The organism is Phytohabitans sp. LJ34 (assembly GCF_052068095.1).
Classification (GTDB): domain Bacteria; phylum Actinomycetota; class Actinomycetes; order Mycobacteriales; family Micromonosporaceae; genus Phytohabitans.
The window spans coordinates 1-17070 of sequence record NZ_JBQHDG010000015.1; the positions used below are offsets into that span (position 1 = coordinate 1).

At 71.5% G+C, this 17070-nt stretch carries 13 protein-coding genes and 1 rRNA gene; 7 read left to right on the forward strand and 7 right to left on the reverse strand.

Going from position 1 to position 17070, the window contains the following annotated elements; translation table 11 throughout:
* Positions 1-72: ribosomal RNA gene (gene rrf, locus ACTMTJ_RS25435) — 5S ribosomal RNA — on the forward strand; the annotation flags it as partial.
* Positions 73-150: 78 nt separating this feature from the next.
* Here the strand turns inward: rrf and ACTMTJ_RS25440 are convergent.
* Positions 151-780 (reverse strand): hypothetical protein, encoded by a 630-nt coding sequence (locus ACTMTJ_RS25440; RefSeq protein WP_441220234.1) that lies wholly within the window; start codon positions 778-780, stop codon positions 151-153.
* 71 nt (positions 781-851) lie between these two features.
* Between ACTMTJ_RS25440 and ACTMTJ_RS25445 the strand changes: the two genes are divergently transcribed.
* The 3 genes from ACTMTJ_RS25445 to ACTMTJ_RS25455 are packed head-to-tail and all read left to right on the forward strand — an operon-like array spanning position 852 to position 5234.
* On the forward strand, positions 852-3482 hold the full coding sequence (locus tag ACTMTJ_RS25445; RefSeq protein ID WP_441220235.1) for a valine--tRNA ligase: 2631 nt from the start codon (positions 852-854) through the stop codon (positions 3480-3482).
* Entirely contained in the window at positions 3479-4816 is a 1338-nt protein-coding gene (locus ACTMTJ_RS25450; RefSeq protein WP_441220236.1) for a bifunctional folylpolyglutamate synthase/dihydrofolate synthase, read from the forward strand. The genes ACTMTJ_RS25445 and ACTMTJ_RS25450 overlap by 4 nt, the downstream gene beginning before the upstream one ends.
* Positions 4817-4856: 40 nt before the next feature.
* Positions 4857-5234, forward strand: a complete 378-nt coding sequence (locus tag ACTMTJ_RS25455) for a DUF4233 domain-containing protein (protein WP_441220237.1) — start codon at positions 4857-4859, stop codon at positions 5232-5234.
* Between the two features lie 205 nt (positions 5235-5439).
* Here ACTMTJ_RS25455 and ACTMTJ_RS25460 read toward each other — a convergent pair whose 3' ends face one another.
* Positions 5440-6738: a VOC family protein gene (locus ACTMTJ_RS25460; RefSeq protein ID WP_441220238.1), complete on the reverse strand. Its 1299-nt coding sequence runs from the start codon at positions 6736-6738 to the stop codon at positions 5440-5442.
* Positions 6739-6812: 74 nt separating this feature from the next.
* Between ACTMTJ_RS25460 and ndk the strand changes: the two genes are divergently transcribed.
* A complete protein-coding gene (gene ndk, locus ACTMTJ_RS25465) occupies positions 6813-7250 on the forward strand; it encodes a nucleoside-diphosphate kinase (protein ID WP_441220239.1) in 438 nt (145 codons plus the stop codon).
* Here ndk and ACTMTJ_RS25470 read toward each other — a convergent pair.
* Both ACTMTJ_RS25470 and ACTMTJ_RS25475 read right to left on the reverse strand, forming a co-directional pair.
* Positions 7243-8115 carry a sigma-70 family RNA polymerase sigma factor gene (locus tag ACTMTJ_RS25470; protein ID WP_441220240.1) on the reverse strand — a complete coding sequence of 291 codons (873 nt, stop codon included), beginning with the start codon at positions 8113-8115 and terminating at the stop codon, positions 7243-7245. The genes ndk and ACTMTJ_RS25470 overlap by 8 nt on opposite strands.
* Positions 8070-8504: a carboxymuconolactone decarboxylase family protein gene (locus ACTMTJ_RS25475; RefSeq protein WP_441220241.1), complete on the reverse strand. Its 435-nt coding sequence runs from the start codon at positions 8502-8504 to the stop codon at positions 8070-8072. The genes ACTMTJ_RS25470 and ACTMTJ_RS25475 overlap by 46 nt, the downstream gene beginning before the upstream one ends.
* Positions 8505-8626: 122 nt before the next feature.
* Between ACTMTJ_RS25475 and ACTMTJ_RS25480 the strand changes: the two genes are divergently transcribed.
* Together ACTMTJ_RS25480 and ileS are read left to right on the forward strand one after the other, a co-directional pair.
* Complete coding sequence (locus tag ACTMTJ_RS25480) at positions 8627-10141, forward strand: alkaline phosphatase D family protein (RefSeq protein ID WP_441220242.1); 1515 nt, start codon at positions 8627-8629, stop codon at positions 10139-10141.
* Positions 10142-10372: 231 nt separating this feature from the next.
* Positions 10373-13480 (forward strand): isoleucine--tRNA ligase, encoded by a 3108-nt coding sequence (gene ileS / locus ACTMTJ_RS25485; protein ID WP_441220243.1) that lies wholly within the window; start codon positions 10373-10375, stop codon positions 13478-13480.
* A 54-nt stretch (positions 13481-13534) separates the two neighbouring features.
* On the opposite strand, the gene ACTMTJ_RS25490 is transcribed toward ileS, so the two are convergent.
* The 3 genes from ACTMTJ_RS25490 to ACTMTJ_RS25500 all read right to left on the reverse strand — a co-directional run bounded on the left by ACTMTJ_RS25490 (position 13535) and on the right by ACTMTJ_RS25500 (position 16972).
* The gene (locus ACTMTJ_RS25490) at positions 13535-14242 is read right to left on the reverse strand and encodes a hypothetical protein (protein WP_441220244.1); all 708 of its coding nucleotides are present in this window, start codon (positions 14240-14242) and stop codon (positions 13535-13537) included.
* Between the two features lie 20 nt (positions 14243-14262).
* On the reverse strand, positions 14263-15711 hold the full coding sequence (locus ACTMTJ_RS25495; protein WP_441220245.1) for a cryptochrome/photolyase family protein: 1449 nt from the start codon (positions 15709-15711) through the stop codon (positions 14263-14265).
* Positions 15712-15799: 88 nt separating this feature from the next.
* On the reverse strand, positions 15800-16972 hold the full coding sequence (locus ACTMTJ_RS25500) for a hypothetical protein (protein WP_441220246.1): 1173 nt from the start codon (positions 16970-16972) through the stop codon (positions 15800-15802).
* Between the last annotated feature and the right edge of the window lie 98 nt (positions 16973-17070).

Here is a 17070-nt window from a genome sequence, read left to right on the forward strand (position 1 = left end):
CCGGAAGCTAAGCCTTCCAGCGCCGATGGTACTGCACCCGGGAGGGTGTGGGAGAGTAGGACACCGCCGGACTTCTTAACAATCGAGGCCGTCCCTTCGGGGACGGCCTCGATGTATTTCCGGGACTCTCGAAGGAGAGCACCAGCCCCGCTACTCGCGGGACTGGATCGTGCCGCGGATGTCGCGCAGCAGCTCGGCGCCCTCGTCCTGGCTGCGGCCGGGGAGCAGCGCCAGCACCACGCTCCCGTGGTCAGCCCAGCCGCAGACGGTCGTATTGCCCTCCGGGGCCACGCTCTCACCGCACTTCATCACGCCGCCCAGGTCGCCGGCGTCGACCTCGTGCAGGTTGTTGACCGCGCCGTTGTCGTCGGAGAGCAACTCGAAGAGCGTGTCGAGGTCGCTGCCGGGGGTCCAGATCAGCGTCGTGCCGCCGAAGAGCAGCACACTGCGGTCCGCGCTCGCCGGATCGGTGTAGACGACGCCGATGCTCTCGTCGAGGTCGATGCGGGCGCCGATCGCGGTCCGCAGGTACTCGGCTGTCTCCTGGGCGCGCGTGCTCTGGTCGAGGCGCAGGCCGGCGAGCTCCGGCGGCGTCTCGAGGCTCGCGTCCTTCTGCTGCATGACGCGCCACCCGAACGTGCCCACGACCGCCGCGCCGACCAGGCCGACAGCCAGCAGCGAACCCAGCACGATCATCCGGGTGCGACGGCGGCGCGGTGTGGTGGCCTCTTGCTCCTCCACCGGCTCGCCGGGCGGGGGCGTGACGTCGATCGGCTGCATTGCGCCACCGTAGCGTAGGGATGGGTGACTCCGGGCGGAGCCGACACACGACGCCTCCGTAGACTCTACGGGTGACCGAAACACCGCAGACCCACAGCTCCGCGACACCGACGTTGGCCGCCCAGTACCAGCCGGGCGAGGTAGAGCAGCGGCGGTACGAGGAGTGGGTACGCGCGGGTTACTTCAAGGCCAGCGCCACAAGTGAAAAGCCGCCGTTCACGATCGTCATCCCCCCGCCCAACGTGACCGGCTCCCTGCACATGGGACACGCGCTCGACCACACCATCCAGGATTGGCTCACCCGCCAGAGGCGGATGCAGGGCTACGAGGCGCTGTGGCTGCCCGGCATGGACCACGCCGGCATCGCCACCCAAAACGTGGTGGAGCGCCAGCTCGCCCGCGAAGGGCTGTCCCGCCACGACCTCGGCCGCGAAAAGTTCGTCGAGCGGGTGTGGCAGTGGAAGGCCGAGTCCGGTGGCGCGATCCTCGGCCAGATGCGCCGGCTGGGCGACTCGGTCGACTGGGACCGCGAGCGGTTCACGATGGACGAGGGCCTGTCCCGGGCCGTGCTCACGATTTTCAAGCGGCTGTACGAAGACGGGCTGATCTACCGCGCCGAGCGCATCATCAACTGGTGCCCGCGCTGCCTCACCGCCCTCTCCGACATCGAGGTGGAGCACAGCGACGACGAGGGCGAGCTCGTCTCGATCCGATACAGCGAAGAGATCGTGGTCGCCACCACCCGCTCCGAGACGATGCTCGGTGACACCGCGGTGGCCGTGCACCCGGACGACGAGCGATACAAGCATCTGATCGGCACCGAGGTGGAGCTGCCGCTCACCGGGCGGCGTATCCCCGTGGTGGCCGACGAGCACGTCGACCCGGCGTTCGGCACCGGCGCGGTGAAGGTGACGCCGGCGCACGACCCCAACGACTTCGAGATCGGCCAGCGGCACGCCCTGCCGAGCCTCACGATCATGGACGAGCGCGGCGTGATCACGGCGCACGGTCCGTTCCAGGGGCTCGACCGGTTCGAGGCGCGGCCGGCGATCGTCGCGGCGCTGCGCGCGCAGGGCCTGATCGTGGCGGAAAAGCGTCCGTACGTGCACGCCGTCGGCCACTGCTCGCGCTGCAAGACCACGGTGGAGCCGCGGCTGTCGCTCCAGTGGTTCGTCAAGACCGAGCCGCTCGCCAAGGCCGCCGGCGACGCGGTGCGCGACGGGCGGGTGCGGATCGAGCCGGCCGAGCTCGCCAAGCGCTACTTCGCCTGGGTCGACAACATGCACGACTGGTGCATCTCCCGCCAGCTGTGGTGGGGCCACCGCATCCCGGTGTGGTACGGGCCGGATGGCGAGGTCGTCTGCGTCGGGCCCGACGAGCAGCCGCCGGCCGGCGACGGGTGGACCCAGGACGAAGACGTGCTGGACACCTGGTTTTCCAGCGCCTTGTGGCCCTTTTCCACGCTGGGCTGGCCGGAGCAGACGCCCGACCTGGCCAAGTTCTACCCGACCAGCGTGCTGGTGACCGGCTACGACATCCTCTTCTTCTGGGTCGCCCGGATGATGATGTTCGGGCTGTACGCCATGAAAGAGCAACCTGACAGCCATGCCGTGCCTTTCAGGGTGATCGCGCTGCACGGCATGGTCCGCGACGAGCACGGCAAGAAGATGTCCAAGTCGTTCGGCAACGTGGTCGACCCGCTCGACTGGATCGAGCGGTACGGCGCGGATGCCACCCGCTTCACGCTGGCGCGGGGCGCCAACCCCGGCGGTGACGTGCCGGTCAGCGAAGACTGGACCCAGGGCTCCCGCAACTTCTGCAACAAACTGTGGAACGCGACCCGCTTCGCCCTTCTCAACGGCGCCCACGTCCAGGGTGACCTGCCCGCCGAGCTGAGCCCGGTCGACCGGTGGATCCTCTCCCGGTTGCAGCACGTGATCGGCGAGGTCGACGAGCTGTCCGGGGCGTACGAGGTGGCCAAGGTCTGCGACGTGCTCTACCACTTCGCGTGGGACGACGTCTGCGACTGGTACGTCGAGCTGGCCAAGCCGGTGCTCGCCGGCGGCGGCGCGGCGGCCGAGCGTACCAAGCGGGTGCTGGGCCACGTGCTCGACCAGCTGCTGCGTCTGCTGCACCCGGTGATCCCCTTCGTCACCGACGAGCTGTGGATCGCGCTGACCAGTGGAAAGACGGTCATGACGGCGGCCTGGCCCGCGGTCGCACCAGCGCTTGTGGACGACGCCGCGGAGGCCGAGCTGGCCACGCTTCAGCGGGTGGTCACCGAGATCCGCCGGTTCCGCTCCGACCAGGGGCTGCGGCCGGCGCAGCGGGTGGCGGCGCGGCTCGACGGGCTGGCCGCGGCGGGCATCGGGGTGCACGAGCCGCTGATCCGTTCGCTGGTGCGGCTCGACGAGGCCGGCGACGGCTTCAGCGCGACGGCCCAGCTCGCGGTCACCGGCGACGTCTCGGTCGCGCTCGACACGCGCGGTGCGATCGACGTCGCCGCCGAGCGGGCCCGCCTGGAGAAGGACCGGGCCGCCGCGCTCAAGGAGGCCGAGCAGACCCGCGCCAAGCTCGACAACCCCGCGTTCGTCGGCAAGGCGCCCGAGCCGGTGGTCCGCAAGATCAAGGACCGCCTGGCCGCCGCCGAGGCCGACCTGGCGCGCATCGCTACGGCACTGGAGGCGTTGCCGCCGGCATGAGTACCGAACGCAGCGAGTTCGAGCAGGTCGAGGCGGAGCTCAACAGCCGGGGGTACACCCGGATGGTCTTCGACCTCGGCCGCATCAAGGAGCTTCTCGACCTGCTGGGCAGCCCCCAGCGGGCGTACCCGGCGATCCACCTGACCGGCACCAACGGCAAGACGTCGACGGCGCGGATGATCGACTCGCTGTTGCGGGCCCACGGGTTGCACACCGGGCGATACACGAGCCCCCACCTGGAGACCGTGCGCGAGCGGATCAGCCTCGACGGCGAGCCGGTCAGCGAGCGTCGGTTCGTCGCGGCCTACCGCGAGGTGGCACCGCTGGCCGCGCTCGTCGACGGGCAGTCCGACGAGCCGCTGACCTACTTCGACATGACGACGGCACTGGCGTTCGCGACGTTCGCCGACGCGCCCGTCGACGTGGCGGTCGTCGAGGTGGGGCTGGGCGGCGCCGAAGACTCGACGAACGTGCTCGACGCGGGTATCGCGGTGATCACGCCGATCGGGCTCGACCACACCGAGTGGCTCGGCGACACGATCGAAGACATCGCGTTCGCCAAGTCCGGCATCATCCACAAGGGAGCGACCGTGATCGCGGCGGCCCAGGAGGAAGACGCCGCGCGGCCGATCCTGGAGCGTACGGCGGAAGTCGGTGCCACGATCGCGCGTGAGGGCGGCGAGTTCGGCGTGCTCCGCCGGGCCGTCGCGGTCGGCGGGCAGGTGCTCACGATCCAGGGCCTCGGCGGCGTGTACGAAGAAGTGTTCATCCCGCTGCACGGCGCGCACCAGGCGCAAAACGCGGCGGTGGCGCTCGCCGCGGTGGAGGCGTTCCTCGGCGCCGGCGCGTCCCGCCAGCTCGAACCCGAGGTGGTGCGGGAGGGCTTCGCCGGCACCTCCTCGCCGGGGCGGCTGGAGCGGGTGCGCAACGCGCCGACGATCCTGCTCGACGGCGCGCACAACCCGCACGGCATGGCCGCGACGGTGACCGCGCTTCAGGAGGAGTTCTCGTTCAGCCGGCTTGTCGCGGTCGTCGCGGTGCTCGCCGACAAAGACGCGGCCGGCCTGCTGGAGCTGCTGGAGCCGGTGGTCGACGCGCTTGTCGTCACCCGCAACACCTCGCCGCGGGCCATGCCCGTCGACCAGCTCGCCGCCGTGGCCGAGGAGATCTTCGGCGAGGAGCGGGTCGAGGTGGCGGCCGACATGCCCGACGCGATCGAGGCGGCGGTCGCGCTCGCCGAGTCCGATGTGGAGCGCGAGCTCGCCGGTGTCGGCGTGCTGATCACCGGCTCGGTGGCGACGGTGGCCGACGCGCGGCGGTTGCTGAAGCGATGAGCGACCGCACCAGGCCGCCCGTGGCGAGGCGAGGACAGCCATGAGCGAACAGCGTTCCGGACTCCGCAACCCCGCCGGCGCCGCGCGCGGGCTGGGCGCCGGCACGTTGATCCTCGAGACGGTCGTGCTGCTGCTCGCCATCCAGCCGATGCGCATGCTCGGCGGCGACCTGAGCGGCGCCACGATCGGCGTGATCCTCGGCGCGGCGGTCGCCTGCGTGGCGCTGGCCGGCCTGCTGCGCCGCGACTGGGCCTGGTACGCGGTGGCCGTGCTCCAAGGGCTGCTCATGCTGGCCGGCTTTCTGCACTGGGCGCTCGCCGGCGTGGGGCTGCTCTTCGGCCTGGCCTGGCTCTACGTGCTCAACGTACGCCGCACGATCCTGGCCCCGCCCAAGCGCGACGAGCCGCCCACCGACTGAAGACCCTCCGATATCGCCCGGGTCCGCGTCAGCGGCAGACCGCCGCTCCCGCCGGAGACCGCGCAGGTCGGCGGCTCGCCAGGGCTCGCCGAGATCCCCGACCTCCGCTGCCACCTCCGCGCCCCAAGCCCCACCCGCTTGGCCCCAAGAGGGCAGCCCTCTGGGCGGACGTCGCGGTAGCTCAAAGTCTTTGTCTTGGGGATTTTTAGGCGCCGTCGTACATCGCTTGCTGGTCGGGCTCGTCGGGGCGGTTGCGCCACTGGGTGATCGCGATGCCGTGCCCGTCCGGGTCTTTGAAGGCGGCCGCCCACAGCTCCAGCTTGGCGCCTTTGTTGACCGGGCGCGGGCCGTACGTGAACTTGACGCCCTTGGCCTTCAGCTCCTCGTGGGTGGTCTGGATGTCGCCGACCTCGAGGTTGAGGTGGACGGTGCGCGGGCCGGCCGGTGAGACGTCGCTGATGACGCGGAGCACGAGGCGGGTATCGCCGGAGGCGAGCACCGCGTTGCCGTCGCCGCCGTCGATCTCGTAGAAGCCCAGCATGTCGCGGTAGAACTCGATCGACCGGGCGAGGTCGGTGACGAGCACGGTCACGCCGACGCCGTGGATCGAGCCGCTCGGGCCGGGGTGGGCGCTCGGGTAAGCGGTGATGAGGTCGTCGAGGTCACCGTCGTCGACGGGGGTCTCCTCCGCGACCGGCTCGACCGGCTCCGGCTCGATCGGGTCGTCTACGGGCGCCGGCTCGGCGACCGCGGTGGTCGCGCCGTTGCCGTTGCCCTTGCCCTTGTCGCGCTTGGAGCGCGCGCGCCGGGGCAGCGGGACCGTGCGCGGGTCGGTCGGGCCCTGCTCCACGACCGTGCCCTCCAGCACGATCGGGCCGCCGGGCGTGGGCTGGTGCACCACCACCGGCTCGTCGCGGATGCCGCCGCCCAGGTCGTCGGTGAGGTCGGCGGTGACCGGCTCGTCCGGGCCGCGGCGCGACCATGGCGGCTCGTCTTCCTCGAACAGGATGTCGTCGGACTCCGGCAGGTAGTCGCCCGGATCCGGCGCCATCGTCGCGGCCGCCTCGGCATGGGTGAGCGCGTCGTCCCACAGGATCCGGACGTGCCGCAGGTCGTCGACCGCCACCATGATCGGCAGCGTCACGCCGGGGAGCGGCCACTTGGCGACCGGTACGCGGGACTCCCGCACCTTGATCGAGGCGGCGGGCAGGCCGGGCGCGTCGATGACGATCTGGAGCTCGCAGCGGCCATACGTGGACGAGGCGGGCGGCTCGCTGGCCGTCATCACGTGCGCGGTGCCGGCCACCCACGCGCGGGCGCCGCCGCGGATGGTGGTGACCAGCACCATGCTGATCGCCAGCACGAGCACCGCCAGGCCGACAGCCACGATCGCCCAGCTCTGCATGCCGGCGCCGAAGAGCATCACGAACACGGCGAACGTGCCCAGCACCGCGGCGACGAGCTTGCGGACCGGTGCGATCGGCCTCCGACGAGCGTCAGCCACAGTGGACCTCCCTCGGGTTACCCGCCAGGCTAGGCCGGCCGGGCCAGTGATGGGAAGACCGATACCCTAGGGCGGTGTCCACTCCCCGCGATGGAGGAAGCGTGTCCGAACGCACGTTGGTCCTGATCAAGCCGGATGCCCTCCGGCGGGGCCTGCTCGGCGAGATCCTCGGCCGGTTCGAGCGTAAGGGCTTGGCGATCGAGGCGCTGGTGCTGCGCGGCATGGACGCCGCGCTGGCCGACCAGCACTACGCCGAGCACGTCGACAAGGCGTTCTACCCGCCGCTGAAGGAGTTCATGACCGGCGGTCCGCTGGTGGCCGCGGTGCTCTCCGGCGACCAGGCGATCGAGGTGGTGCGGGCACTCGTCGGCGCCACCGACGGGCGCAAGGCCGCGGCGGGCACGATCCGCGGCGACCTCTCGCTCTCCAACCGGGAAAATCTCGTGCACGCCTCCGACTCGCCGGACAGCGCGAAGCGTGAGATCGCGCTCTGGTTTCCCGAGCTCAGCTGAGGACCCTGCGTAGTTTGTCCGGGTTGCCGACCAGGTAGAGGTCGGTGATCAGGCCGTCGGCGACACCGATCGCGAGCAGGCGCCAGCCGCAGCTCAGCAGTGCGGCCGTCTCGCCGGTGAGCGCGATCGGCTGGGCGAGCAGCGGCGCGGGGTAGATCCCGGTGAAGAACCGGGCCACCCGGTCTCTGCCAACGACCGGCCGCGGCGCCGCCTTGACCCGCCCACCCCCGTCCGACCAGGCGGTCGCGTCGGCGGCGAGCAGCCGTTTCAACGCCGGCAGGTCGCCCTCGCGGGCAGCGGCCAGAAACCGGTCGAGCAGCCTTTCCCGCTCGACCGGCTCGGCGGTGAACCGGGGCGCCGCGGGCAGGTGCCGGACGGCCCGGTGGTGCAGTTGGCGACAGTCCTCGGGCGTACGGTCGAGGATCTCGGCGATCTCCGGGTAGGGCAGGTCGAACGCGGTGCGCAGCACGTACACCGCGCGCTCCGGGGGTGTGAGGCGCTCCAGCAGGTGCAGCATCGCGAGCGAGAGCGAGTCGCGGCGCTCGGCCGGGTCGACCTCACCTTCCACCAGCGGTTCGGGCAGCCACGGGCCGACGTACGGCTCGGCCTGCCGCGCGCGCAGCCGGTCGAGCGCCAGGTGGGTGACGATGCGGGAGAGGTACCTGCGCGGCTCGGTAACCGACACGCGGTCGGCGCGCAGCCAGCGCAGGTACGCCTCCTGTAGCACGTCGTCCGCGTCGTGCCCGCTTCCGAGCAGGCGGTAGGCCAGCCCGTACAGCATGGGGCGGTGCGCGACGAGGTCGGCGGCCGCGTCGGTGGTCACGCCGGCGGCGGGGTCCGGCTGGGTATCGCGATGCGGTTCCACACGTTAATGGTGGCGATCGCGATCAGCAGGTCGGCCACTTCCTCCTCGGTGAAGACCTTGGCCGCGCCGTCCCACACGTCGTCCGGCACGCCACCTTCACCCAGACGGGTGACCGAGTCGGTCAGGGCCAGCGCGGCCCGTTCCCGCTCGTCGAAGAACGGGGCCTCGTGCCAGGCCGCGACCGCGAAGAGGCGCCGGGTCGACTCGCCCTCCTCGATGGCGTCCCGCGAGTGCATGTCCACGCAGTACGTGCAGCCGTTGATGATCGAAGCGCGCAGCTTCACCAGGTGGAGAAGCTTCTTCTCGACCCGCCGCCGGATGTAGCCCTCGAGCTTCAGCACCAGCTCGAAGCCCTCCGGTGCCACCTCTCCCAGGTTGATGCGTTGCATGACCTACCTCCTTCGCCAGGACGACAGCGCGGCCACGGTCCGGCGTGACAGAAAGGCGGTGTGACCTAGGACGCAACCCCGGCTTTGCGCCACGGTCATTTCCGGCCGATAGGCAGGGGTACATGGATCGACGTTCCCTTCTCGGGCTGGCCACCGGTGCCGGGCTCGCCGCCGTTCCCCTGCTCGGACCCGGCCGCGCCAGCGCCACCCTGAGGCCGACCGGACGCCCGGTGCTCACGCACGGCGTGCAGAGCGGCGAGGCGACCGCCGACGGCGCGGTGCTCTGGACCCGCGCGGACCGCGCGTCGCGGATGCTCGTCGAGGTCAGCCGCCGCCCCGACTTCCGCGGGGCCCGCCTCGTGCGCGGGCCGCTGCTCGGCCCGGACACCGACTTCACCGGCAAGGTCCGCCTGGGCGGCCTGCCCGCGGGCGAGCGCCTGCACTACCGGGTACGGGCGGAGAGCCTCGACCGCCACGGGCTGTGCGCCGAGCCGCTGGTCGGGTCGCTGCGCACCGCGCCGCGCAAGGGTGGTGTGCGGTTTGTCTGGACCGGTGACATCGCCGGCCAGGGCTGGGGCATCGCGCCCGACCTCGGCGGCATGAAGATCTTCCGGGCGATGCGGGCGGCCCGGCCGGACTTCTTCCTGTGCAGCGGTGACACCGTGTACGCGGACGGGCCGCTCGCCGAGACGGTCACGCTGCCGGACGGGCGGGTCTGGCGCAACCTCGTCACGCCGGAGAAGTCGAAGGTGGCCGAGACGCTCGCCGAGTACCGGGGGCAGTTCGCGTACAACCTGCTCGACGAGCACCTGCGCGCCTTCGCGGCCGAGGTGCCGCAGGTCAACCAGTGGGACGACCACGAGGTGACCAACAACTGGTACCCCGGCGAGGTGCTGGAGGACGCCCGGTACACCGAGCGGCGGGTCGACGTGCTGACCGGCCGGGCCCGGCAGGCGTTCCACGAGTGGCTGCCGACCGGCGAGGCCAAGATCTACCGCAAGCTGTCGTACGGGCCGCGGCTGGACCTGTTCGTGCTGGACATGCGCACGTACAAGGACGTCAACGACGGCAACACGTACGCCGACCCGCGCCGCGGCCTGCTCGGCTCGGAGCAGCGGGCCTGGCTGATCCGCGAGCTGAAGCGTTCCCGGGCGACCTGGAAGGTGATCGCCGCCGACCTGCCGCTCGGCTTGGTCGTGCCGGACGGGGCGGCCGCCCAGGAGGGTGTCGCGCAGGGCGACCCGGGCGCGCCGAAGGGTCGCGAGCTCGAGTTCGCCGAGGTCCTGGGTGCGGCGCACCGGGCCGGCGTGAAGGGGATCGTGTTCCTGACCGCGGACGTCCACTACACGGCCGCCCATCACTACGACCCGGCGCGGGCGGCGGTGGCGGACTTCACCCCGTTCTGGGAGTTCGTGTCGGGGCCGGCCCACGCGGGCGCCTTCGGGCCCAACGCGCTGGACGGCACGTTCGGGCCGCGAGCCGTGTTCGTACACGCCCCGCCCCGGGCCAACACGTCGCCGGCCGAGGGCTTCCAGCACTTCGGCGAGGTCCTGATCGACGGCGAGACAGGCGCCTTCCGGGTGGACCTGCGGGACGCGGACGGGGCGTCGCTGTTCAATACGACGCTGCTTCCGTAGTCGTCGGGTACCCTTGACGGTCGTAAAGGCGTTGACCCGGCCATCACCGGTGAGCCTCCGGAAGAACGGGCGCGAGCCTCAGTAGAACCGGACGGGTCCGGCCCGTCACAGCCGGCCAACGAGCGGGCGGCCCTGATCATGGGGTCGCCAAGCGGGGTGGTACCGCGGGCCTGTCAGGCTCGTCCTCGCAGTGGACAACATGAGCTTTGTCAGCTGCGAGGAGATACGACGGTGTACCCCAAGACCGACCCGAAGGCCGGCGTACCGGCGAGCCCCGACCTGCCCGCGGTCGAGCGTCGTGTGCTCGACCATTGGGCGGCGGACAAGACGTTCCAGGCGTCGGTCGACGCCCGGGACGCGGGCCGCAACGGGTCCAACGAGTACGTGTTCTACGACGGCCCGCCCTTCGCCAACGGGCTGCCGCACTACGGCCACCTGTTCACCGGCTACGTGAAGGACGTGGTGCCGCGCTACCAGACCATGCGCGGCCGCAAGGTGGAGCGCCGCTTCGGCTGGGACACGCACGGCCTGCCGGCCGAGGTGGAGGCGGAAAAGCAGCTCGGCATCTCCACCAAGGCGGAGATCCTCGACCTCGGCGTGGCCCGGTTCAACGACGTGTGCCGCACGTCGGTGCTGACGTACACCCAGGACTGGGAGCGGTACGTCACCCGCCAGGCGCGCTGGGTCGACTTCACCAACGACTACAAGACGCTCGACCTCGACTACATGGAAAGCGTCATGTGGGCCTTCAAGACCCTGCACGACAAGGGTCTCGTATACGAAGGCTTTCGCGTGCTGGCGTACTGCTGGCGGTGCGAGACGCCGCTGTCCAACACGGAAACCCGGATGGACGACGTCTACCGCGACCGGCAGGACCCGTCGCTCACCGTCTGGTTCACATTGGACAGCGGGGAGAAGGTCGCGGTCTGGACGACCACGCCGTGGACGCTGCCGTCCAACCTGGCCCTGGCCGTGGGCCCCGACATCGAGTACGCGATGCTCGCCGACGCCGACGGGCAGCGGTACCTCGTCGGTGCCGCGCGGCTCGCCGCGTACGAGAAGGAGCTGGGCCACCTCACCCGGCTCGGCACCGTGCGTGGGGCCGAGCTGGTCGGGCGCCGCTACACGCCGCTGTTCGACTTCCTGGCCGACACGCCCAACGCGTTCCAGGTGCTCGGTGCCGACTTCGTGTCCACTGAGGACGGCACCGGGGTCGTGCACATGGCGCCCGCGTTCGGCGAAGACGACCAGAACGCGTGCAACGCCGCCGGCATCCCCACGGTCGTCACGGTCGACGAGCACACCCGGTTCACCTCGCTCGTCCCGCCGTACCAGGGGGAGCAGGTCTTCGACACCAACAAGCCGATCGCGCGCGAGCTGCGCGAGCGGGGCGTCGTGGTGCGGCAGGAGACCTACACCCACTCCTACCCGCACTGCTGGCGCTGCGACACCCCGCTGGTGTACAAGGCGGTGTCGTCGTGGTTCGTCGCGGTGACCCAGTTCCGCGACCGGATGGTCGAGCTCAACCAGCAGATCAACTGGACGCCGGCGCACGTGAAGGACGGCTCGTTCGGCAAGTGGCTGGCCGGCGCCCGCGACTGGTCGATCTCCCGCAACCGCTTCTGGGGCTCGCCGATCCCAGTGTGGAAGTCGGACGACCCGGCCTACCCGCGGGTGGACGTCTACGGCTCGCTCGAGGATCTGCGGCGCGACTTCGGCGTCGCGGTGACCGACCTGCACCGGCCGGGCGTCGACGAGCTGGTGCGGCCAAACCCCGACGACCCCACCGGCAAGTCGATGATGCGCCGCGTGCCGGAGGTGCTCGACTGCTGGTTCGAGTCGGGCTCGATGCCGTTCGCCCAGGTGCACTACCCGTTCGAAAACCGCGAGTGGTTCGAGCACCACTACCCGGGCGACTTCATCGTCGAGTACATCGGACAGACGCGGGGCTGGTTCTACACCATGCACGTGCTGGCGACCGCGCTGTTCGACCGGCCGGCGTTCCGCAACTGCCTGAGCCACGGCATCCTGCTGGGCGAAGACGGGCGGAAGATGTCCAAGAGCCTGCGCAACTACCCGGACGTGTACGGCGTCTTCAACTCGCACGGCTCCGACGCCATGCGGTGGATGCTGATGTCGTCGCCGGTGCTGCGGGGCGGGGACATGCCGGTGACCGAGAGCGCGATCCGGGACGCCGTGCGGCAGGTGCTGCTTCCACTGTGGAACGTCTGGTACTTCTTCTCGCTCTACGCCAACGCGTCCAACCACGAGGCACGGCGGCGGGTCGACTCCACCCACCTGCTCGACCGCTACGTGCTGGCGAAGACCGGCGAGCTGGTGTCCACGGTGCGGCGGCAGATGGACGAGTACGACATCTCCGGTGCCTGCGCGTCGGTGCGGTCCTATCTGGACGCGCTGACGAACTGGTACGTGCGGCGGTCGCGCGACCGGTTTTGGGGCGGCGACGTCGACGCGTTCGACACGCTGTACACCGTGCTGGAGACGCTCAGCCGGGTGGTGGCGCCGCTGGCGCCGCTGACCGCGGAGGAGATCTGGCGCGGCCTCACCGGTGAGCGCTCGGTGCACCTGACCGACTGGCCGGACGCGGCGGAGTTCCCCGCCGACCACGACCTCGTCGCCGCGATGGACGCGGTGCGCGGGGTCAGCTCGGCGGCGCTGTCGCTGCGCAAGGCGCGGGGCCTGCGGGTGCGGCTGCCGCTGGCGCGGCTGACCGTGGCCACGCCGGCGGCCGGCGCGCTGCGGCCGTTCACCGCCCTCGTCGCCGACGAGGTCAACGTGAAGTCGGTGGAGTTCACCGACGAGCTGTCCTCCTACTGCGAGCAGGTGTTGACCGTCGTACCGAGGGCGCTCGGCCCGCGGGTCGGCGGCGCGGTGCAGCAGGTGATCAAGGCGGTCAAGGCGGGCGACTGGTCGCTCGTCGACGGCCGCCCGGTCGCGGCCGGCGTGGCCCTGGAAGACGGCGAGTACGAGCTGAAGCTCGTGGCCGCTGACGCCGAACACTCGGCGCCGCTCCCCGGCGGCGAGGGCGTGGTGGTCCTCGACACCGCCGTCACACCCGAGCTCGCCGCGGAGGGGCTCGCCCGCGACGTGGTACGCGTCGTGCAGCAGGCCCGCCGCGACGCCCAGCTCGACGTGACCGACCGGGTCGCCGTCTCGCTCGCCGGCTCGCCCGAGGTGGTCGCTGCGGTGGAGGCACACCGCGACTTCGTGGCGGCCGAGGTGCTCGCCACCGACCTCCGCTTCGACTCGGCGGCGGCCGGCTTCGAGGGCGAGGTCGGCGACGGCGAGAAGGTGGCCGTCTCCGTCGCGCGGGTCTGACCGATCGAGGGGTCTCTCAGGTCTCCACGGCCTGAGGGACCCCCGGCGGCCCGCTCAGGGCTGGTCCGGCGGGGTGGGAAATCTCGCCGTCTGCGGGCGGAATGGGCGAAGGGTCCGCCGCTGGAGCAGGTAGAGCGTCACCCAGACCAGCAGGAACGCCGCCGCCCCGCCGACCGCCACCACGGCCGTCGCCGCCTCGGCGGCCTGTAGGCCGATCCCGACCATGGCCGCGGCCACCGCCGCGTTCACCGTCGCGACGATGTTCGGCGTGTTGATCAGGAAGTGCATCCACAGTGAACGCTGGGAGTGGCGCTCCACCATGTAGGTGGCGAACACGCCCCGCTCGTCGTCGTGGTAGCCGGTGCTGAGGTATCGCTCCAGGCCGGGCTCCAGGGCCAGGTAGCCGCGCCGGAGCCGGTTCATCGCCTGCACCAGCTGGAACTCCTCGGCGTTGATGTGCACCAGGCGCACGTAGGCGGCGAGCCCCAGCAGGAACACCACCGGCAGCAGCATCAGCGCCAGCGTCGTGGTCTGCCCGCCGAAGCCGGTCGCGTCGGCCATCAGCGCCAGCGCGATGATCGTGGCGGACAGGGTGGTCAAGAAGACCGTGGCACGGCTCTGCGCCTCGCTCCAGATCAGCGACCGCGACGCGAGCAGGCTCCAGTGCTCGGCCGCCAGGAGCGCCGGGGCGTACTCGCCGAGCGGCTGCTCAGCCGCCGGCGGGCTCGCCGGGCCGGCCGTGGAGTCTTCGTCGGCATCCATCGACGCGACCGTACCCCGGACTACGGCGCGTCGTCGCCGCGGCTGCGCTCCTGCGCAACGATCTCGCGGAGGTCGGGGATCTGGGCGAGCTGCTTGAGCGCCCTGGTCATCCGCACGTTGCCGTGCAGGCGCTCGCGCGTGCGGTGCAGGTAGGCCCAGTAACCGCCGGTGAAGGGGCAGGCGTCCGCGCCCAGACGCTGCTTCGGGTCGTAGCGGCAGCCGGTGCAGAAGTCGCTCGTGCGGTTGATGTGGCCGCCGCTCACCGCGTACGCGTCGGTGGTGACCGCACTGAGCTCGGCGTGGCGGGCCATGCCGACGACGTTGCCGATCATCGCCCACTCGTGGCCGTCGACGAAGGCGCGCTCGAACCAGTCGACGAGGTCGGTCGGCCGCCAGCCGCGCTGCACCGCGTAGTTGCCGAGCACGGCCTGCCGCACCGCGTGGTGGGTCCAGCCCCGGTCGCGCACCGCCGCGAGCGCGGCGGACAGGCAGCGGGCGTGCACCGACTCGGCGTCGAGCGTGGCGAACCAGTCGGGGATGGAGCTCCGGCCACGGGTGTGTGCGCCGGCCGGGTAGCCCGCGTCGAGGTACCAGTACAGGTGCCACAGGTAGTCGCGCCAGCCGATCACCTGGCGGACGAAGCGCTCCACGCTGGACAGTGGGGCGTGGCCCGCCCGAAACTCCTCCTCCGCCTGGCGCACGGCCGGCAGCGGCTCCAGCAGCCCCATGTTGAACGATGTGGACAGTCCACTGTGGCTGAGCCAGGGATCGTCGGCGAGCATGTCGTCGGCCCGGCCGAAGTGCGGCAGCCGGTGGATGAGGAAGTGCTGCTGCCGGTACAGCGCCTCGTCGCGGGTGGCCGGAAACCGGCGCGGGCCGTCACGCCCGATGAACTCGATGCCCTCCGCGGCCCACCGGTCGAGGTCGTCGCGGACCTCGGCGTCGATGTCGTCCTCGACCGGCGCGGGCGGTGGCGGCAGCTCGGTCGGGCGCGGGACGTCGGCGAACCGGGCCTGCCAGCGGCCGCCGGCCGGCTCGTCGCCATCCATGAGCACGCGGTGGGCCTGGCGGGCGTGGCGGTAGAAGTCGTCGAGCCGGGCCGCGCCGCGCCGGCCGTCGGCCCAGGCGGCGAAGTCTTCGTGGCTGGTGACGAAGCCGCGCGGCGGCAGCACGGTCACCTTCTCCTGGGCGCGGACGAAATCACGGGCCCGGCGGGAGGTCGGGTGGCACACCTCGACCACCTCGCCGTAGCGGCGCAGTGCCTCGCGGTAGGTCTCGGTCTTGAGGTGCAGAGCGCGATCGCCCAACTCGGCGGCGCGGTGGCGGATCGCGGAGAGGACCAGGTGCGCCTTTTGCCGATGGAAGGCACGACGACGGAAGACCGCCTTGGACTCGATCAACAACACCGGCTGGTGCGCCCCGTCGAGGAAGTGCGGCCCCAGCTGGTCAGCGAAGAGCCATCGCCGCATGTCCAGATTCTGCCTCGTAATGCCTGGTTGTGGCCATCCGGACGCCCCATTGATTACCTGTCGGTTTTCACTCGCTCCTGACTACCGACTACCCGCGGCTGACGATCGTGCCGCGGAGGCGCTCCAGGAGGGCGGCGCTGTCGTCGACCGAGCGGCGGGTGAAGACCCCGGTGGCCAGGCTGCCGTGGTCGGCCCACCCGCACACGGCCACCACGGCCTGGCCGTCTTTGCCCACGCCGCAGCGCAGGTACTCGCCGCGGGTGCCGGTGTCGATCGACTTCACCTGCCGCAGCCCGTAGCGCTCGCTAAGCCTGCTGATCTCCTTTTCCAGGTCGGACTCGGGGGAGAAGCGGAAGCCGGTGGTGCCGAAGAGCGTCACCCGCTTGCCGGCGCCGTCCGCGTACACCCCGGCGAAAGTGTCTTCGGCGAGCATGTGCGTGCCGCGCAGGTCGGCCTTCAGCTGGGTGGCGACCCGACGGCTGGCCGCGTCGTCGCGGAGGTCGAGGTCGGAGACCTCGGCGGGCAGGGACGCGGAGGCCGGGTACTGCTCCCACATCGGCTTGCCGAAGTACGCCGGGCAGCCGCAGCAGCAGGCGAGCGTGAAGAGCAGGAGCACCCACGGCCACTTGCGCCGGCGCCGCCGGACCGCGACCGGCACGTACCCCTGCGGGGGCCGCCAGCCGGGCGGTGGTGCCTGTGGCGGCGGTGGTGGTGGCGGGCCCCGGCGCGACTTCTGCTTTTTGGTCTTGGGCGGCTTGCGCACGTCGGGCAGCGCCTGGCGGACCTGCCGGGCGGGGAGGTTCGCGGGTGGCGGCGGTGGTGGGGGCGGCGGCGCCGCTGCCGGCCGCCGGGCCACGGGCGGCGGCGGTGGTGCGGGTGGGAGCGCCGGCGGCGGCGCGTGGGGCACGTCCAGCAGGGTCTGCGGGTACGGCTGGTCGAGCGGGTCGGCGTCGGCCCAGGGGTCGACCGGTGCGCCGCTCTCGTACGCCCGGCGCTCCTCCTCCGGCAGCTGCATGGTCGGGTCGCGAGGCGGTGGCGACGGCGCCAGACCGGGCGCTTCCAGGTCGTGGACCGTGGCGAGCCAGCGCTTGCGCTTCTTCTCGGTGGGCGGCGGCACGGCGGCGGAGCCGGACCACCGCGGTGGCTCCTTGCGGGTGGGCTTGAGGCCGCTCACGCCATCGTCGTCGGCGGGCGGAGTCACGGCCGTCGGCTCGTCCTCCCGGGGCTCCGGTCGGGTGGGGTCGGGATCCGATCCCGGCATCTTTCCGTGCACTCCCTCCACAACGCCTCGTGACTCCTCCGAGGCTAATACCGCGGCACCACCCGCCGGGGTGCCGCGTATTCTGGGCAATCCGGGGT